Annotated in this window: 14 protein-coding genes; 7 read left to right on the top strand and 7 right to left on the bottom strand. The window is 58.8% G+C overall.

All coding sequences use genetic code 11. The features are described from left to right. On the top strand, positions 1–3,601 hold a 3,601-nt coding region (locus ACQR3R_RS00005), incomplete at its 5' end, for a type I secretion C-terminal target domain-containing protein (RefSeq protein WP_428269856.1). 94 nt (positions 3,602–3,695) lie between these two features. Here ACQR3R_RS00005 and ACQR3R_RS00010 read toward each other — a convergent pair. Beyond that, positions 3,696–4,100 (bottom strand): DUF454 family protein, encoded by a 405-nt coding sequence (locus ACQR3R_RS00010; protein WP_428269857.1) that lies wholly within the window; start codon positions 4,098–4,100, stop codon positions 3,696–3,698. 10 nt (positions 4,101–4,110) lie between these two features. Continuing rightward, positions 4,111–4,698, bottom strand: coding sequence for a UPF0149 family protein (locus ACQR3R_RS00015; protein ID WP_428269858.1), 588 nt, complete (start codon positions 4,696–4,698; stop codon positions 4,111–4,113). 321 nt (positions 4,699–5,019) lie between these two features. Here ACQR3R_RS00015 and recQ point away from each other — a divergent pair, with 321 nt between their 5' ends. From recQ to ACQR3R_RS00035, 4 genes are all read left to right on the top strand, one after another. Then, complete coding sequence (gene recQ, locus ACQR3R_RS00020; protein WP_428269859.1) at positions 5,020–7,146, top strand: DNA helicase RecQ; 2,127 nt, start codon at positions 5,020–5,022, stop codon at positions 7,144–7,146. A gap of 119 nt (positions 7,147–7,265) precedes the next feature. After that, entirely contained in the window at positions 7,266–7,700 is a 435-nt protein-coding gene (locus tag ACQR3R_RS00025) for a MarR family transcriptional regulator (RefSeq protein ID WP_428269860.1), read from the top strand. 127 nt (positions 7,701–7,827) lie between these two features. Then, on the top strand, positions 7,828–9,603 hold the full coding sequence (locus tag ACQR3R_RS00030) for a FimV/HubP family polar landmark protein (protein ID WP_428269861.1): 1,776 nt from the start codon (positions 7,828–7,830) through the stop codon (positions 9,601–9,603). A 45-nt stretch (positions 9,604–9,648) separates the two neighbouring features. Beyond that, on the top strand, positions 9,649–9,936 hold the full coding sequence (locus ACQR3R_RS00035; protein WP_428269862.1) for a SelT/SelW/SelH family protein: 288 nt from the start codon (positions 9,649–9,651) through the stop codon (positions 9,934–9,936). On the opposite strand, the gene ACQR3R_RS00040 is transcribed toward ACQR3R_RS00035, so the two are convergent. Together ACQR3R_RS00040 and ACQR3R_RS00045 are read right to left on the bottom strand one after the other, a co-directional pair. Continuing rightward, positions 9,930–10,823 (bottom strand): EamA family transporter, encoded by an 894-nt coding sequence (locus ACQR3R_RS00040; RefSeq protein WP_428269863.1) that lies wholly within the window; start codon positions 10,821–10,823, stop codon positions 9,930–9,932. The two genes, ACQR3R_RS00035 and ACQR3R_RS00040, sit on opposite strands and share 7 nt — an antisense overlap. Before the next feature lie 78 nt (positions 10,824–10,901). Next, positions 10,902–11,660: a helix-turn-helix domain-containing protein gene (locus tag ACQR3R_RS00045; protein ID WP_428269864.1), complete on the bottom strand. Its 759-nt coding sequence runs from the start codon at positions 11,658–11,660 to the stop codon at positions 10,902–10,904. 148 nt (positions 11,661–11,808) lie between these two features. On the opposite strand from ACQR3R_RS00045, the gene ACQR3R_RS00050 reads away from it, so the two are divergent. Beyond that, entirely contained in the window at positions 11,809–12,624 is an 816-nt protein-coding gene (locus ACQR3R_RS00050) for a metallophosphoesterase family protein (protein WP_428269865.1), read from the top strand. Positions 12,625–12,695: 71 nt separating this feature from the next. On the opposite strand, the gene ACQR3R_RS00055 is transcribed toward ACQR3R_RS00050, so the two are convergent. Together ACQR3R_RS00055 and ACQR3R_RS00060 are read right to left on the bottom strand one after the other, a co-directional pair. Next, positions 12,696–13,286, bottom strand: coding sequence for an HD domain-containing protein (locus ACQR3R_RS00055; protein ID WP_428269866.1), 591 nt, complete (start codon positions 13,284–13,286; stop codon positions 12,696–12,698). A 33-nt stretch (positions 13,287–13,319) separates the two neighbouring features. Further along, on the bottom strand, positions 13,320–13,631 hold the full coding sequence (locus ACQR3R_RS00060) for an Mpo1-like protein (RefSeq protein ID WP_428269867.1): 312 nt from the start codon (positions 13,629–13,631) through the stop codon (positions 13,320–13,322). Positions 13,632–13,792: 161 nt separating this feature from the next. Between ACQR3R_RS00060 and ACQR3R_RS00065 the strand changes: the two genes are divergently transcribed. Then, positions 13,793–14,854 carry an AraC family transcriptional regulator ligand-binding domain-containing protein gene (locus tag ACQR3R_RS00065; protein WP_428269868.1) on the top strand — a complete coding sequence of 354 codons (1,062 nt, stop codon included), beginning with the start codon at positions 13,793–13,795 and terminating at the stop codon, positions 14,852–14,854. Here the strand turns inward: ACQR3R_RS00065 and ACQR3R_RS00070 are convergent. Continuing rightward, the gene (locus ACQR3R_RS00070; protein ID WP_428269869.1) at positions 14,811–16,265 is read right to left on the bottom strand and encodes a TrkH family potassium uptake protein; all 1,455 of its coding nucleotides are present in this window, start codon (positions 16,263–16,265) and stop codon (positions 14,811–14,813) included. The genes ACQR3R_RS00065 and ACQR3R_RS00070 overlap by 44 nt on opposite strands. Positions 16,266–16,372: the final 107 nt, after the last annotated feature.

Below are 16,372 nucleotides of genomic sequence, written 5' to 3' on the forward strand. Positions count from 1 at the left end.
GGTGATCCTCAACGGCCTGGATGTGACGGGCGGTGAACTCACTGTCTACGAGAAAAACCTGACCTATGGCTCCGAGCCAAATACCCCGGCGCTGACCCAAAACGGCACCTTCACCGTCAACGCCACAGACGGTTTGCAAACCCTGACCGTGGGCGGCATCGCGGTGGTCAGCAATGGCGTGGCCGCAGGCATGCCGCAGTCGATTAACGGCTTGCACGGCGCCACGTTCACCATCACCCATTACGACCCGGTGACCGGCGTAGTCAGCTACAGCTACACGCTGAATTACACCGACACCCACCCGAACGGTGACGGTGCCAACAGCATTTCCGATAACTTCACCGTGGTCGCCACCGACAAGGATGGCAGTACCGCCACCGGTGAAATCAACGTCAACATCGTCGATGACGTCCCGACCGCGCACAACGATGCGGTGTCGGTCACCGAAGGCGGCGTGGTCACCGGCAACGTATTGTGGAACGACGTTGGCGGCGCTGACGGACCGGCGGCGGGCGGTGGCGTGGTGGGCGTGCGTTTTGGCTCCGACACGTCGACCTCGGCCATCGGCAACTTGAATACCCACATCAACGGCACCTACGGTTACCTGACGCTGGACGCCAACGGCAACGCCGAGTACCACAGCAACCCGAACGCGGTCAGTGGCCCGGGCGCCACCGACACCTTCACCTACACCTTGCGCGATGCCGACGGTGACGAAAGCACCGCGACCATCACCATCGACGTCAACAACAGCTGCATCAAAGCGGTGGGCGACAGCGAAGTCACGGTCTACGAAAAAGCGCTGGACCTGACCAAGGACGGCCAGGACCTGGCCGCTGGTACAGTGGTCGGCAGCGACCCTCATAACACTGGCGAAACGGCTACTGGCACGGTGGTTGGCACCATCGCTGATGCCTCAGGCACGGTGACTTACACGTTGGTCGGCAGTGCGACCGGGACCTATGGGCAGATCTTGCTCAACCCGGACGGCTCTTATACCTACACCCTGACTTCGGCCCCGAAAACCTCGCCGGGCGCCAACGACGGCGCCAACACGTTGAGCGAAAGTTTCACCTACAAAGCCACCGACGCGTTGGGCAACAGCACCACCAGCACCATCCACGTCAACATCGTCGATGATGTGCCGAAAGCCGTGGCGTCCGATCGCATAGCCACCGTTACGGAAGTCGACTCCAACCTGCTGTTGGTGATCGATGTGTCCGGCAGCATGGCCGACAAATCTGGGGTGGATGGCTATTCGCGTCTGGACCTGGCCAAGCAGGCCATCAACGCCTTGCTCGAAAAGTACGACAACCTCGGTGATGTGAAGGTACAAATCGTCACTTTCAGCAGCACTGCCACCGACAAAACCCCGGTTTGGGTGGACGTGGCGACGGCCAAGTCGATTGTCTTGGGCCTGACAGCGGGGGGTAACACCGATTACGAGGCGGCGATGAACGTGGCGAAAACCGCGTTCGCTACCGACGGCAAGCTGACGGGGGCGCAGAACGTCGGTTACTTCTTCTCTGACGGCAAACCCAACGAAGGGACGGCGAATGAGTCGACCTGGAAGGATTTCCTCAATAACAACGACATCAAGAACTACGCGATTGGTCTGGGCAATGGCGTGAGCAATGCCAACCTCGACCCGCTGGCTTATGACGGCACTACCGGCACCGATACCAATGCGGTGGTGGTCAAAGACCTGTCGCAACTCAACTCGGTACTGACCGGCACTATCGTTGGTGTGCCAATCACTGGCTCGTTGCTGGTCGAAGGTAGCTCGTTCGGTGCCGATGGCGGTTTCATCAAATCCATCGTTGTCGACGGCACCACGTACACCTACAACCCCAAAGGTGACGGCTCGCTGACGTTCAGTGGCGGTGCCAACCATGGCACGTTCAACACGGTGAACAACACCCTTACCGTTGCTACCAATAACAGCGGCACGCTGGTGGTGAACCTCGACACGGGTGAGTACACCTACACCTCGCTGAAAGTCACCAGCGTGGTGGTCACTGAAAACATCGGCTTCACGCTGAGCGACAACGATGGTGACCAGGCCAGCTCGACACTGACTGTAAAAGTAGTGCCGAACGCGCCACCGGTAGCGGTGGACGACCACATCATCACTAACGTGCTGTCCGGTAAAATCGTGGTGCCGGGGGAATTGCTGGTGGCCAACGATTCCAGCCCTAATGGCAATCCTCTGACGGCTTCACCGGTCACCCTTAACACCGGTTGGGTTGCCAAGGGTGGAGACTTCACTGCCACCAGCCTCAAAACCATCGCGTTCAACGCTAAGACTGACAGCCCCGCAAACCAGGCGATTTCCCTGGATCGTGCTTCATTCAACGCCACTGCTGCGACCATGACCGCGACATTGCTGATTGCCGGCTACCTGGGCGCCGTCACAACCGTCAATGCCAATGATGAGGACCGCATCACCGTTAACCTCAAGCAAGGTGAAACCCTTAACCTGGATCACAACCTGGCGGCCGGGCACATTGCGATGGAGTACTCGGTCAACGGTGGCGCGTTCATCCCGGTCGGCGACGGTCAAACCATCACTGCCACCAGCGATGGCACTTATCAGATCCACATCATCAACATTGCCGACGGCCCGCATAACACCGGTACCGGAGCAGAGAACTACCAGCTGACCATGACCGTCAATTATTCCGGCGCCCATGACGTCACCCCGGATTACCACAGCACCTACACCGTTAATGACAGCCATGGCGGCAGCGACAGTGCGGCAGTGACCGTCAGCTATCAGGAAGGCCACACCCTGACCGGGACGGCGGGTGATGATGTGCTTGTAGCGGGGCCGGGCGATAACATCATCAACGCCGGTGACGGCAACGATGTATTGACCGCAGGCACCGGCAACAATGAATTGCATGGTGGTGCCGGCAATGACTTGCTGTACGCCGGGCCGGGTAACGACCTGCTCGATGGCGGCCCCGGCAACGACACGGTCAGTTACGCCCACGCAACTGCTGGGGTTACCGTCGACCTGAGCCTGCTGACTGCCCAAAACACCATCGGTGCGGGCGTCGACACGCTTCAGGGCATCGAGAACCTGGTGGGCTCCAATTTCAATGACCACCTCACGGGTGACAACAATAACAACGTCATCAACGGTGGCCTTGGGAATGATGTGCTCAACGGCGGCGGTGGCGACGACATCCTGATTGGCGGCATGGGCAACAACACCCTCACCGGTGGTCCAGGCGCCGATACCTTCCAATGGCTGGCCGGTAACAGCGGGCATGACGTGGTCACTGACTTCACGCCCGGCACCGACAAACTCGACCTGTCACAACTGCTGCAAGGTGAGAATGGCACCGCTGCCTCGCTGGATGATTACCTGCACTTCAAAGTGACCGGGAGTGGCGCTTCGCTGGTCACCACTATCGATGTCAGCAGCATGGCAGGTGCCGCACCGAACCAGACCATCGACCTTGCAGGCGTCAACCTGGCCAGCCATTACGGCGTAACGCCGGGGGCGGGCGGGGTGATTGCCGGGGGCCACGATACGGCAACCATTATCACCGGGATGCTCAACGACCATTCGTTGAAGGTTGATACCGTGTGACGTAAAAACCTTAAACAAAAAACCCGCCATCCTGAGTCAGGGTGGCGGGTTTTTTGTTGGGTGCCATTTGCGCTGCTGTCAGAAGTACCAGGCGCTAACGCGTTTGAGTTTTACGCAGGGTTTTTTGCCTGAGGATGTAGATCGTCACCAGCACGGCACTGGTCAGCATGAAGCCTCGCGCCCAGGGAAGCGGCACCAGATAACAAGAGAACAGAATGCTCGCCCACATCAACCCGATGGAGTAAACCTTGCCCTTGAGCGGGATACCGTTGCCGTCGAGGTAGTCACGAATCCACGGGCCAAGCCTTGGATGGTTGACCAGCCACTGGTAAAAACGCGGCGAGCTGCGGGCAAAGCACGCGGCGGCCAACAGCAAAAACGGCGTGGTGGGCAATACGGGCAGGAAAATTCCGATGACTCCCAGTGCTACGCTCAGCCAGCCGATGGCCAGCAGAACGTAGCGCACTATCAGGGAGCGGTTGCCTATGGGGTTGTCCATAGGCCCAACCTTAGTGGTGACGTGGCTTGAGGATCGCCGGTTTTTCATCGGGCGCGTTGCACAGCAGGTACAGCGCGGTCAGCGCTTCTGGAATCTGCACAATCATGTCGTCCATCAGGTTGGCATCGGCCGCGATGTCGGAAAACTCTGGTTGCTCGTCGAACAGACCCGAACCGACCATGATCGGCAGCAGCATTTCGCTGACTTCGTCTTCTGCGGTTTCGAACCACGCCGCTTCGCGCAGGAACACGCCTTCCATGAAGCCGATGCACCAGCCGCGCAGGTCGGAATCATCCGGGTCTTCGCCCAGGTCCAGTTCGCATGGCAACTCGAACTCTTCATCGGAGGCCAGTTGACGAGCGATGTGAGCCTTGAGGGCCAGCAGAGTGGATTCGATCGCTTCACGCTCGGTGTCGTCGGCGTAATGCGGCTCTTCAGCGAAGAGGGCATCGATCCATTCGCGGTCAGGAACCACTTCCGAACAAATCGAAAGGGCAGTGAGGTAGCCGTGGGCGGCCACGTAGTCCAGCGCCTCGTCATGCAGTTCGTCGGCGTCGAGGAAGACTTGCAGGCGGGTTAATTGCTCAGCGAAGGACATTAAAGGGCTACCTTGGGAATTAAACAGATGCGCGAATTCTAGGCCTTCTTGCGCGCTCAGGCCAGCCGCGCGGCATTTTTGCCGCCGTTGCGGGGTTCAGGCCTGCTCCCAAAGGTCATGCAGTGTACTGCCGCTCATGTGTCTTATCAGCGGCGCCCTTTGCCGGACAGTGGTCGGGTATACTCCCGCGTTTTGCGATGCCCTGTTGGATTGCGGCTGAGATATGAAGTGTCATGCAACGCGCACTTACGATTTATCGGTGCAGCTTGCGTGGTTCTGAACCAGCCTTGCAGGGATGTTTCGGTGATTTTTGGAGTTTTTATGCTCGAACAGGCTCAACGCGTCCTCAAGGACATCTTCGGCTACGACAGTTTTCGCGGTCGCCAGGGTGCAATCATTGAGCGCGTGGCCAGCGGCGGTGATGCGTTGGTGCTGATGCCGACAGGCGGCGGCAAATCCTTGTGCTTCCAGGTCCCTGCGCTGTTACGAGAAGGGCTGGCAGTGGTGGTTTCACCGCTGATCGCGCTGATGGACGACCAGGTCGCCACCCTCGAGGAACTGGGCGTCGCTGCAGCAGCGTTGAACTCCACGCTGAGCGCCGAGCAGCAGCGTGATCTGGCGGCGCGAATCAAACGCGGTGAAGTGAAAATGCTCTACCTGGCGCCCGAACGTCTGGTGCAGCCACGCATGCTGGCCTTCCTGCAAAGCCTGGAAATCTCCCTGTTTGCCATCGACGAAGCGCACTGCGTATCGCAGTGGGGGCATGATTTCCGCCGTGAATACCTGCAACTGGGCCAGTTGGCTGAACTGTTTCCCACTGTCCCGCGCATTGCCCTCACGGCCACCGCTGATAAACGCACCCGCGAAGAAATCGTCGATCGCCTGCACCTGCAAAACGCCGAGCGCTTTCTGTCGAGCTTCGACCGGCCCAACATTTTTTACCGCATCGTCCCAAAGGAACAGCCACGCAAGCAGTTGCTGGCGTTTCTGACCGAGCGCCGCAGCGACGCCGGCATTGTGTATTGCCTCTCGCGCAAGAAGGTTGACGAAGTGGCGGTGTTCCTCAGCGAACAGGGCTTCCCGGCGCTGCCGTATCACGCCGGTTTGCCCAACGAAACCCGGGCGCATAACCAGAAGCGCTTCCTCAACGAGGAAGGTTTGATCATGGTGGCTACCGTGGCCTTTGGCATGGGCATCGACAAACCCAACGTGCGCTTCGTGGCTCACCTTGATTTGCCCAAGTCCCTTGAAGCGTATTACCAGGAAACCGGTCGCGGTGGTCGGGATGGCCTGCCGGCGGATGCCTGGATGGCTTATGGCCTGCAAGACGTGGTGATGCTCAAGCAGATGCTACAAAACTCCGAGGGCGACGAGCGCCACAAGCGTCTGGAGCAGCACAAGCTAGACGCCATGCTCTCGCTTTGCGAAGAAACACGCTGCCGTCGTCAAACGTTGTTGGCCTATTTCGACGAAGACATGCCCCAGCCTTGCGGCCATTGCGACAACTGCGTTGATGGCGTGCAAACCTGGGACGCGACCGAGCCGGCACGCCAGGCACTTTCGGCTATTTACCGCACCGGTCAGCGTTATGGTGTCGGCCACTTGGTGGACGTGCTGCTGGGCAAGGACAACGAAAAAATCCGTAGCTTCGGTCATCAGCATTTGTCGGTGTACGGCGTTGGCAAAGCGATGGGCGAAAGTGAATGGCGCTCCCTGTTCCGACAGCTGGTGGCCCGTGGCTTGGCAGACATCGACCTTGAAGGTTATGGCGGCTTGCGCCTCAGCGACAGCTGTCGACCGCTGCTCAAGGGCGAAGTCACGCTGGAGCTGCGCCGTGACCTGAAGCCGCAAACCACCGCCAAAAGCAGCAAGAGCCAGGCGAGCCAATTGGTACGCGGCGAAGAGCGCGAACAGTGGGAAGCCTTGCGCGCACTGCGTCGCAAGCTTGCCGAGGAACACGGTGTGCCGCCGTACGTTATCTTTCCCGACTCCACACTGCTGGAGATGCTGCGCAGCCAGCCGACCTCGCTCGCGGAAATGGCCACGGTCAGCGGTGTTGGCGCGCGCAAGCTGGAGCGCTACGGCGACGCTTTCCTCGAAGTCCTCGGCGGTCAGGTCGAAGCGCCGAAAGTGGTGGCCGATGTGCGCCACGAACTGATCACCCTGGCCCGAGCCGGCATGACCCCGTTGCAGATCGCCGGTCAACTGCAGTGCTCGGAAAAGAACGTTTACACCATGCTCGCCGAAGCGATCGGCAAGCAGCAGCTGTCACTGGAACAGGCACTGGATCTACCCGAAGAGTTGATGGGCGAGGTGCAGGACGCTTTCCTTGATGGCGAAGGCGAATTGCCGCCAGTGGCAGAAATTGCGGCACAGTTCGCCGGCAAAGTCCCGGAAGGGGTTTTGTACTGCATTCGGGCTGCTCTGCAGTCCGAATTCGAGATTTGAATCCGGTGTTACATGGATGTAACGATTCAGTACAGAGCAACGCTTGCCTCGAGCCAACGGTCATGCTTAGCTGACTAATAATTAGGTTTTCCCTATTTCAGTCTAACCATGAGTTTTTTATGCCGTTAACCGATCAACACCGCTTTGGCATGCAACTGGCCCAGATGTCGCGAGGCTGGCGTGCCGAGCTCGACCGCCGACTGGCCGGCCTTGGACTTTCTCAGGCTCGCTGGCTGGTGCTGCTGCACCTCGCTCGATTCGAGGATGCACCCACTCAGCGTGAATTGGCGCAAAGCGTTGCTGTGGAAGGGCCGACGCTGGCCCGGTTGCTCGACAGCCTGGAAAGCCAGGGGCTGGTGCAACGCCAGGCAGTGCTCGAAGATCGGCGGGCCAAAAAAATCGTCCTCTGTGCGCCCGCACTTCCCTTGATCGAACAAATCGAAACCATCGCCAACCAGTTGCGCATAGAACTTTTCAACGGCGTCGATGAAGCGGATTTAAAGGTTTGCATGCGTGTTCATGGGCACATTCTGGCCAACCTGGAAAAATCTTGAGGCATAACCTCACGCCAGGTTTTTGAGATACCCCGTTGGGCAGACTATAAAGAACTACTAGGCAATATCGCGTTCGTACCGGATGTGCGAACGCGCACGGTTGTTTCTGGTTATCTAAGGGAAGCTCATGCTCGAAAGTCGGCACGTTGTATTGCGGTTTTGCGGCAGGCTGCTCGTCATTGGCGGGGCTGTCGCTTACTCGGCACTGGCGCCCGCATTGGGCTTGGGTGACATCACCATGCACTCGGCGTTAAATCAGCCGTTGCGTGCCGATATCGGGCTGGTGGATGCCGCCGGTTTGCAGGAGGGCGACTTGTCCGTCAGCCTCGCGACGGCGGACGAGTTCAAAAGAGCCGGTGTCGAGCGAGTGTTCTTCCTCAACGATCTGAAGTTCACGCCCATCCTGCACGGCAATCGCAGCCTGATCCGGGTCAGTTCGAACAAACCGGTCAAAGAACCCTTTCTGAATTTCCTGGTGCAGCTCAACCAGCCCAATGGGCGCGTGTTGCGTGAGTACACGGTGCTGATCGATCCACCAGGTTCGCCGGGTATCGTTCCCGTCACTGACGAACCGGATGCACGCCCCCAGTCTTCTGCATTCCCAAGCGTCACGCCGGCCGTTGCGCCGTCAACTCCAGCCAAAAAAACTGCGACACCTGCGGCCCTGCCGCCCACCGTCGCGCCGGACAGCGATATTCTCGCCGAACAACTGGCGGCCAGTGTCCTGCAAACCCAACAGCTGCAAACGACCATCGATGAGCTAAACAAAAAAGTTCAGGCTCAGGACGAGCAACTTGCCGAACAGAAAAAGAAGGTCAGTGAACTGCAAGCTCAACTGACAGTGGCGCCACCCGTTGCGCCGGCAGTGCCCGCAGTGCCTGATACGGTAGCGCCAACTCCAATAGCTGCGGATGAACCCGAAGGCAGCAATTGGCCCCTGATCATCGGTCTGTTAGCGCTAGCGTGTCTGGTATTAGTGGGGATGGTGGTTCGACGTCGTCGTCAGCAGGAACAGGCCTTGTCCGGGGACATTTCCGGTTTGCCGCCCCGACAACACCCGGAACCGGATCAACCCGCCGGGTTGGAGGCACAGACGCGTGGGCCCCAACCTTCAGCCGTACACCCGGCCGAGCATCAAGATGACGCGCCGCATGGCGATGTGCTCGAAGGGGTAGGTATCTATTTGGCTTACGGTCGTTTTTCCGAGGCGGCCGGTTTGCTGCGAGAGGCACTGCTCAAGGAGCCGCAGCGTACAGATCTGGCGGTGCAGTTACTGGATGTGCTGGGTAAACAAGGGGATGTGCCCGCGTACGATGCTCAGGAAAGCAGGCTGCGCGACGCCGGGTTCGATTCTCAGATGCTGGATGAGATTCGTGCGCGTCACCCCAAACTGAACAGCATCGCGCCAGCGCTCGTTCCGCCCGTTGTCACGCCACCTGTGGCGATGGCTCCGAGTGATGAGTTCCAGCTAAACCTGGATGACTTATCGATGGACTCCAATTGGGACTTGGTCAGCCCCTTCGAACCTGCGAAATCATCGGTCGAACCGCCGGCGACAATAGAGCCCGTTTTTTCCTCGAACCTGCATGTCTTGCCCGACGTGTTCGAACTGCCCGAAGAGCCCCAGATCGAATCGGAGCTGGAGTGGGAAGCAGACGCTGACACGCAAACGCTGGATGACGACTTTCTTGCGGGCTTCGCCGAGCCTGGCGAGTCACTTGAACTTGAACCGCTGAGTCTGCAACCGGCGAATCCCGCCATTGCCGGCAAACTGGAGCAAGCACAGACCTGTATCGACGACGGCGACCTGGACAGCGCCATCGAGTTGCTGAACGAATTGCTCAAGGATGGCGATGAACCGTTGAAACAGACTGCGCGGAGCTTGTTGGCCGGGATTCGCTGAGGCTCTACCATAGCGAAGTTCTCAGGCTCAGGAGTGTTGCCAACCATGACCGCGCATAAACCGGAAATCGTTATCACCTATTGCACGCAGTGCCAATGGCTGCTGCGTGCAGCCTGGCTGGCTCAGGAGTTACTCAGTACGTTTGGTGACGATCTGGGCAAAGTATCGCTGGTGCCCGGCACTGGCGGGGTGTTCCACATATTCTGCGACGCGGTGCAGATCTGGGAACGTAAGGCTGACGGCGGCTTTCCCGAGGCCAAGGTGCTAAAGCAACGAGTGCGCGACCAAATCGACCCGCAGCGTGATCTCGGCCATAACGACCGCACTCAGTGAGACGGCGCTTGCGCCGCAACGTTTTTCTTGCTGGTACCGCCCGATAATCTGCTGGAAACAATAATCGCGACGATGATCAGCGCGCCGCCGAACAGCATGCGCAGCGTGGGGTTTTCGTTGAACAGCAGCCAGGCCAGGGTAATGCCGTAAACCGGTTCCAGGGCGAACACCACGGCGGCGGTGCGAGCCTTGATCACCGCGAGGCTGGCGACAAACAGGCTGTGGGCGACGCCGGTGCAGAACACGCCTAGCAAACTGATCCACAGCCAATCCAAGGCGCGTACTTCACTCAGATGCGGTGCTGCAACGGGCAGCAAACACACGGCGACCACCACGTTCTGACACAGCGCTGCCTGCACCGCAGGTATTCTTGCGGCGCTGGCGCGATTGGTCAGAGACAACAGCGCGAACAACAAACCTGAGGTAACGGCCCACAACAGCCCAACCGTGGCGCCGCTGGCCAGGTCGAAATCTGGCGTGACCAGTACCAGGCCGATACTCACCAGCACCACCAGGAGAATTTCATTGGCGCGAATTCTCTCGCGAAAAATCAGTCCTTCCAGGATCACGGTGAATGCCGGGAAACTGGCAAAACCCAGCGTAGCAATCGCCACCCCGGCGACTTTTACCGCAACGAAAAAACTGACCCAATGCCCGGCCAGCAACACACCGCTGAGTAGCAGCCCGCGCCAGTCCGCGCCGGCAAGCTTGCGCCAGCGAGTGTTGCTGGCGAAGCGGGCGAAAACGGCCAGTGCCAGCACCGCGAAGATGGCGCGCCCAAAGACGATTACGGCGGGGGAGGCCGCTGCCAGTTTGCCGAACACACCGGTCAGGCCAAACAGCAGTGCGCCGATATGCAGGGCGCCAAGGGCGGTACGCGGAGTCATTGCAAATCCTTAACAACACAACAGACAGAGCGTCTATTCAATCGTGTTATGCCCAACCTGTCTGTCGCCAGACTCGCGTTATTTGTCGCCAGCCTCGCGTCGAAATGTGCCGGGCGAGGCGCCGAACTCGCGCAAAATCGCCGCCGCGAAAGCGCTTTGTGAGCTGTAGCCCACCCGATTGGCGATCTCGCCGATGGGCAGCGCCGAATCCCGGAGCAGCCCCACGGCGATGTGCAAGCGTCGGCTGCGGATGTAATCCATCGGCGTTTGCCCGCATTCGGCAACGAAGCGTGCGTGCAATCGCGCTGTCGACAAACCGGCAATACGTGCCAGATCCGCCACCTGCAGTGGATGGGCCGCTCGCTGGTCAATGTGGGCATTCAACGCGGCGTAAGGAAGACGCCGGCCACCGACGGTCTCCGGTTTGGCATTGTTGAGGCTGGCCAATAACAGCACGGCGCCTTGTTGGGCGATCAATGGATCGTTGATCTGGCTGCCGGCCAGCCAACTGACGAGCTGACTCTGCCCGGCATCCAGTGGCAGGCGACCCGCCTGATCGAGCAAGCGCCGGCTCGCGTCGGCATGATCCCCCAGCGACTGAGAGACCCATTGGTCACTCGGCACATCCAGCACCAGGCAGCGGCTGCCGTTGGGGCTGCCACAGGCATGATGAAAGCCTGACGGCACCACCACGAAGCTCTGCTGAATCACTTGGCTGCCGCGCCCGTCGACTTCAAAATCCAGCGCGCCCGACAACCCGATCACCAGTTGTGCATGGTCATGGCTGTGGACGATAAGGTCCTTGGTGTATTGGCGCAGTGTGAGGATCGGTCTCATCGCGGGTCTCGGGGCGGGTTTGATGAGCAAGGCTGGCAGTTTACACCGAGGCCGCTTGCTGGGCGCTGTCACAGCACTGACTTGCCACTGTCATGGGCCATTAACCCGCCCGGCGCAAGCTTGCAAAAACAATCGCAGAGGGTTGCCCATGACCAGCGCCGAGCTCGCCAAACCCAGTCGTAAACAACGCGTGCGCACATTGTGGATTTCCGACGTGCATTTGGGCACCCGGGATTGCCAGGCCGAGCATTTGTCGAAGTTCCTCAAGGGCTACCACGCCGACAAGATTTACCTGGTCGGCGATATCATCGATGGCTGGAAACTACGCGGTGGCATGTATTGGCCTCAAGCGCACACCAATGTCATTCGTCGTTTGCTGACCATGAGCAAGCGCGGCACCGAAGTGATCTATGTCACCGGCAACCACGATGAGTTCCTGCGCCGCTATTCGAAACTGATCCTGGGCAATATTCAGCTGGTGGACGAGGCCATACACGTGACTGCCGATGGCCGCCACCTGTTGGTGATCCACGGCGATCAGTTTGATGTGATCACCCGGTACCACCGTTGGCTGGCGTTTCTTGGCGACTCGGCTTATGAGTTCACCCTGACGCTCAACCGCTGGCTCAACCACTGGCGCGCGCGGTATGGCTACGGTTACTGGTCGTTGTCGGCGTACCTCAAACACAAAGTCAAAACCGCCGTCAGCTTCATCAGTGACTTCGAAGAGGCCATCGCCCATGAGTGCACCAAGCGCGAATTGCATGGCGTGGTATGCGGCCACATTCACCATGCCGAGATTCGTAAGGTTGGCGAGGTGGATTACCTTAATTGCGGGGATTGGGTGGAGTCGTGTACGGCACTGATCGAGCATTGGGATGGCTCGATCGAGTTGTACCGCCTGGCGGATGCACAGGCGCGAGAGGCGCAATTGAATGCGCCGAAAGTGGCGGAGCCCGCATAAATCATCGCTAGAAGGCTGGCTCCCACCGTGGAATGCGCCCCTGTGGGAGCGAGCCTGTTGGCGATAGCCTGTCAGGCCGGTGCGTGCTCTTCCATCGCGGCTGTGTAAATCGAGTTTATGGGGTGAGCAAACAAGCGTTCCATCATCGGCAAAAAGAAGCTCAGCGGTAGCGATTCATAAGCCGGATCGAACGCTGCAGCGTCATATTTGGCGCAAAACTCGATCGTCGCCTGGTACTGCGAGTGGTCGCTGAATTGCTCACGCAAGTGCCGATCCATGCCCAAATGATGAAAGAAGTAATAACCCTGGAAAATCCCGTGCTTTTCAACCATCCATAAATTTTCGGCGCTGACGAACGGCTTGAGAATCGCTGCCGCAATGTCCGGGTGGTTATAGGAGCCCAGCGTATCGCCGATGTCGTGCAGCAGAGCGCAGACCACATATTCTTCATCACGGCCATCGCGCCAGGCACGACTGGCGGTTTGCAGGGAATGGGTCAGGCGATCCACCGGGAAACCACCAAAATCACCCTCGAGTAGCTTCAGGTGCGCCACAATCCGTGCAGGCAACTGTCGGGCATAAGCACTGAAGTCTGCGGCGATGATCGCCCAATCTTCCTGCGTACCGTCCTGCATGTGGGTGAAACGGGCATTGGCATTCATTGGCTATCCTCGTTCGACTTTCTGCGCCTGCTGCTAGAACGGCACGCGACCCAGAATCATGTCGCGGTACATCACGAAATCGCCGAGCAGGCTGTAAAACGGATGCTGAAAAGTTGCAGGGCGATTCTTCTCAAAGAAAAAATGACCCGCCCACGCAAAGGTGTAGCCAGCCAGCGGCAAGGCCAAAAGCCATAGCCATGCGCCCTTGCCAACGGTCAACGCCAAAATAAAAATAACCAGCGTGGTGCCGATGAAGTGCAATCGTCGGCAGGTACTGTTGTTGTGCTCGCTGAGGTAATACGGATAGAACTCAGCGAAGCTATTGAAACGCTTGATGTTTTCCACGACAGCGATCTCTGTGGTTATTGTTCTGGCTGCAAGTTGTTCTGCGGGTAGCTTATTTGAGTCTAGAGTGATCATTGGCAACAGCCAGTGACAATAGGCGCCACTTTAGTATCCTTCGGAAATTGGCCGCGGTAGACGGCTCACCACAGACAGTAAACGCCATGAGCGAACGAACAACTTCTGCAAGCTGGGCGATGGGGATTGTCAAAGCACTGGAGATGGACGGCCTGGATTGCCGGGTTCTGTTCAAGCAGCTGGGGCTCGACTACGCGTCACTGGATGACCCGGACGCGCGCTTCCCGCAAGACTCCATGACACGGCTTTGGCAGCGTGCGGTTGAGCTGTCCGGCAACCCGGCAATTGGCTTGAACATGGGCAAAGTGGTACGACCGGCCTCGTTTCACGTGGCGGGCTATGCCTTGATGTCCAGCCAGACCCTGGCCGAAGGCTTCAAGCGACTGGTGCGGTATCAGCGGATCATCGCCGAAAGTGCCGACCTGAGTTTCCGCCTGCTGGACGAAGGTTACGCATTGATTCTGACGGTGCATGGCGATCACCTGCCGCCCACCCGGCAAAGCGCCGAAGCATCGCTGGCCTGTGCGCTGGCCCTGTGCGGCTGGCTGACGGGGCGAACCTTGCAACCGCGTAAAGTGCTGGTGCAGGGTGATCAGCCTGCGGATCTTGAACCGTATAAAAAAGCCTTCCATGCGCCGCTGGTGTTCAACGCGCCTTATGACGCGCTGATTTTCGAGCGTTCCGACATGGAAGCGCCGCTGCCTACCGCCAACGAGGCCATGGCCTTGCTGCATGACCGTTTTGCCGGCGAATACCTGGCGCGTTTTTCCGAAAGTCGCGTAACCCACAAGGCGCGGCAGGTGCTGTGCCGCTTGTTGCCTCAAGGTGAGCCCAAGCGGGATACGGTGGCGCAGACGCTGCACCTTTCGCAGCGGACCTTGCAGCGACGCTTGCAGGAAGAGGGCACCAGTTTCCAGACGTTGCTGGACGACACTCGGCGTGAACTGGCCGAGCAATACCTGGCGCAACCGACCATGACGTTGCTGGAGATAGCCTACCTGTTGGGGTTTGCCGACCCGAGCAACTTCTTTCGCGCATTTCGGCGCTGGTTCGACGCAACGCCCGGCGAATACCGGGTGCGGCTGATGGAAGCTCCCGCCCTTGTCAGTGACGCCAAAACGCCGGAATACACAGCACAAACACGGTGATGATCTCCAGTCGGCCCAGCAACATGCCAAACGACAGGATCCACTTGGCTGCATCGGGTAACGATGCGAAGTTGCCGGCTGGGCCGATGGTTTCGCCAAGTCCCGGTCCTACGCCAGAAACCGTGCTGGCGGCGCCGGTGAGTGCGGTCATCCAGTCCAGGCCTAACAGCGACAGCAGCAATGCGATCACGCAAATAGTGATGGCGAAAAAGAACGAAAACGTCAGGATCGAACGCACGATTTCTTCGTCCAGTCGGTGACCGTTGTACTTCTGCTTGATCACTGCGCGCGGATGAATCAACTGATTTAGGTTGGCCTTGAGCAGGATGTAGGCCACCTGGAAGCGAAAAATCTTGATTCCGCCAGCAGTCGAGCCCGAACAGCCTCCGACGAAGCCCAGGTAGAAGAACAACATCAGTGAGAAGTTGCCCCAGATGCTGTAGTCCCCAAGCGCAAAGCCTGTAGTCGTCACCACCGAGGTCACGTTCAGCGCCACGTGCCGCAGCGCCTCCAGCCAATGCAGGTCGGTGGTCCACCAATACCAGGTGCCGAGTACCAGCCAGGTCACCAGCAACATCCCGAGCAGTCCTTGAACCTGCTGGTCCTTGATCAGTGCCCGACGATTACCGCGCATGGTCGCCACATACAGGGTAAAGGGCAGGCTGCCGAGAATCATCACGACTACTGCAACCCAGTGCACGGCGGGTTGTTTCCAGTGCGCCAGAGACTCGTCCGATGTGGAAAACCCCCCGGTGGAAATCGCTGACATTGCGTGGTTGATCGCGTCAAACAGGCTCATTCCGGCCCACCAGAACGCCAGGCTGCCAAAAATGGTGATACCCACGTAAGCCGCCACAATCAGGCGCGCCACCATGTGCGAACGGGGCATGACTTTTTCGGAACGGTCCGACGACTCGGTCTGAAACAGGCGCATGCCGCCGATGCGCAGCAACGGCAGGATGGCCACCGCCATGCCGATAAAGCCGATGCCGCCGATCCAGTGCAACAGCGAACGCCACATCAGGATGCCGGGGGACATGGTGTCGAGGCCGGTAAGTACCGTCGAACCGGTGGCGGTGATGCCCGACATGCTTTCAAAAAACGAGTCGGTGTAACTGATGTGCTGAGTCAGCAAAAACGGTAATGCTGCAAAAATGCACACCACCAGCCAACTGCTGACGGTCAGCAAATACATGTCTCGCGGGCGCAAATGTATGTGCTCGGGTCTACCGGGAATCACCAGGGCCAGGCCTGCAATGAAGGTAATCATGCTCGCCCAGAGGAACGATGGCAGGTCACTGGTGCGCTCGAAGATCACCAGCGTGGCCATGGGCACGACCATGGAGATAGCCAGCGTGATCAGGAAGATGCCGATAATGAAACCAATGATCCGTAAGGTCGGCAACGCCATGAAGTCCGCTCGGGCTGAAAGTGGGAAGGGCGCCATTCTACCTGCGGGGCAGGGCATGTAAACCGGCATGCCTGCGGCACTTACCGCTAGAATAGCCAAACATTTTT

Source organism: Gordonia sp. IEGM753 (assembly GCF_050321825.1).
Lineage (GTDB): Bacteria > Pseudomonadota > Gammaproteobacteria > Pseudomonadales > Pseudomonadaceae > Aquipseudomonas.

Bases quoted from the DNA above. Each gene is read 5' to 3' on its own strand.
- ACQR3R_RS00010 (WP_428269857.1), bottom strand. From the start codon at position 4,100: ATGGACAACCCCATAGGCAACCGCTCCCTGATAGTGCGCTACGTTCTG.
- ACQR3R_RS00015 (WP_428269858.1), bottom strand. From the start codon at position 4,698: ATGTCCTTCGCTGAGCAATTAACCCGCCTGCAAGTCTTCCTCGACGCC.
- recQ (WP_428269859.1), top strand. From the start codon at position 5,020: ATGCTCGAACAGGCTCAACGCGTCCTCAAGGACATCTTCGGCTACGAC.
- ACQR3R_RS00025 (WP_428269860.1), top strand. From the start codon at position 7,266: ATGCCGTTAACCGATCAACACCGCTTTGGCATGCAACTGGCCCAGATG.
- ACQR3R_RS00030 (WP_428269861.1), top strand. From the start codon at position 7,828: ATGCTCGAAAGTCGGCACGTTGTATTGCGGTTTTGCGGCAGGCTGCTC.
- ACQR3R_RS00035 (WP_428269862.1), top strand. From the start codon at position 9,649: ATGACCGCGCATAAACCGGAAATCGTTATCACCTATTGCACGCAGTGC.
- ACQR3R_RS00040 (WP_428269863.1), bottom strand. From the start codon at position 10,823: ATGACTCCGCGTACCGCCCTTGGCGCCCTGCATATCGGCGCACTGCTG.
- ACQR3R_RS00045 (WP_428269864.1), bottom strand. From the start codon at position 11,660: ATGAGACCGATCCTCACACTGCGCCAATACACCAAGGACCTTATCGTC.
- ACQR3R_RS00050 (WP_428269865.1), top strand. From the start codon at position 11,809: ATGACCAGCGCCGAGCTCGCCAAACCCAGTCGTAAACAACGCGTGCGC.
- ACQR3R_RS00055 (WP_428269866.1), bottom strand. From the start codon at position 13,286: ATGAATGCCAATGCCCGTTTCACCCACATGCAGGACGGTACGCAGGAA.
- ACQR3R_RS00065 (WP_428269868.1), top strand. From the start codon at position 13,793: ATGAGCGAACGAACAACTTCTGCAAGCTGGGCGATGGGGATTGTCAAA.
- ACQR3R_RS00070 (WP_428269869.1), bottom strand. From the start codon at position 16,265: ATGGCGTTGCCGACCTTACGGATCATTGGTTTCATTATCGGCATCTTC.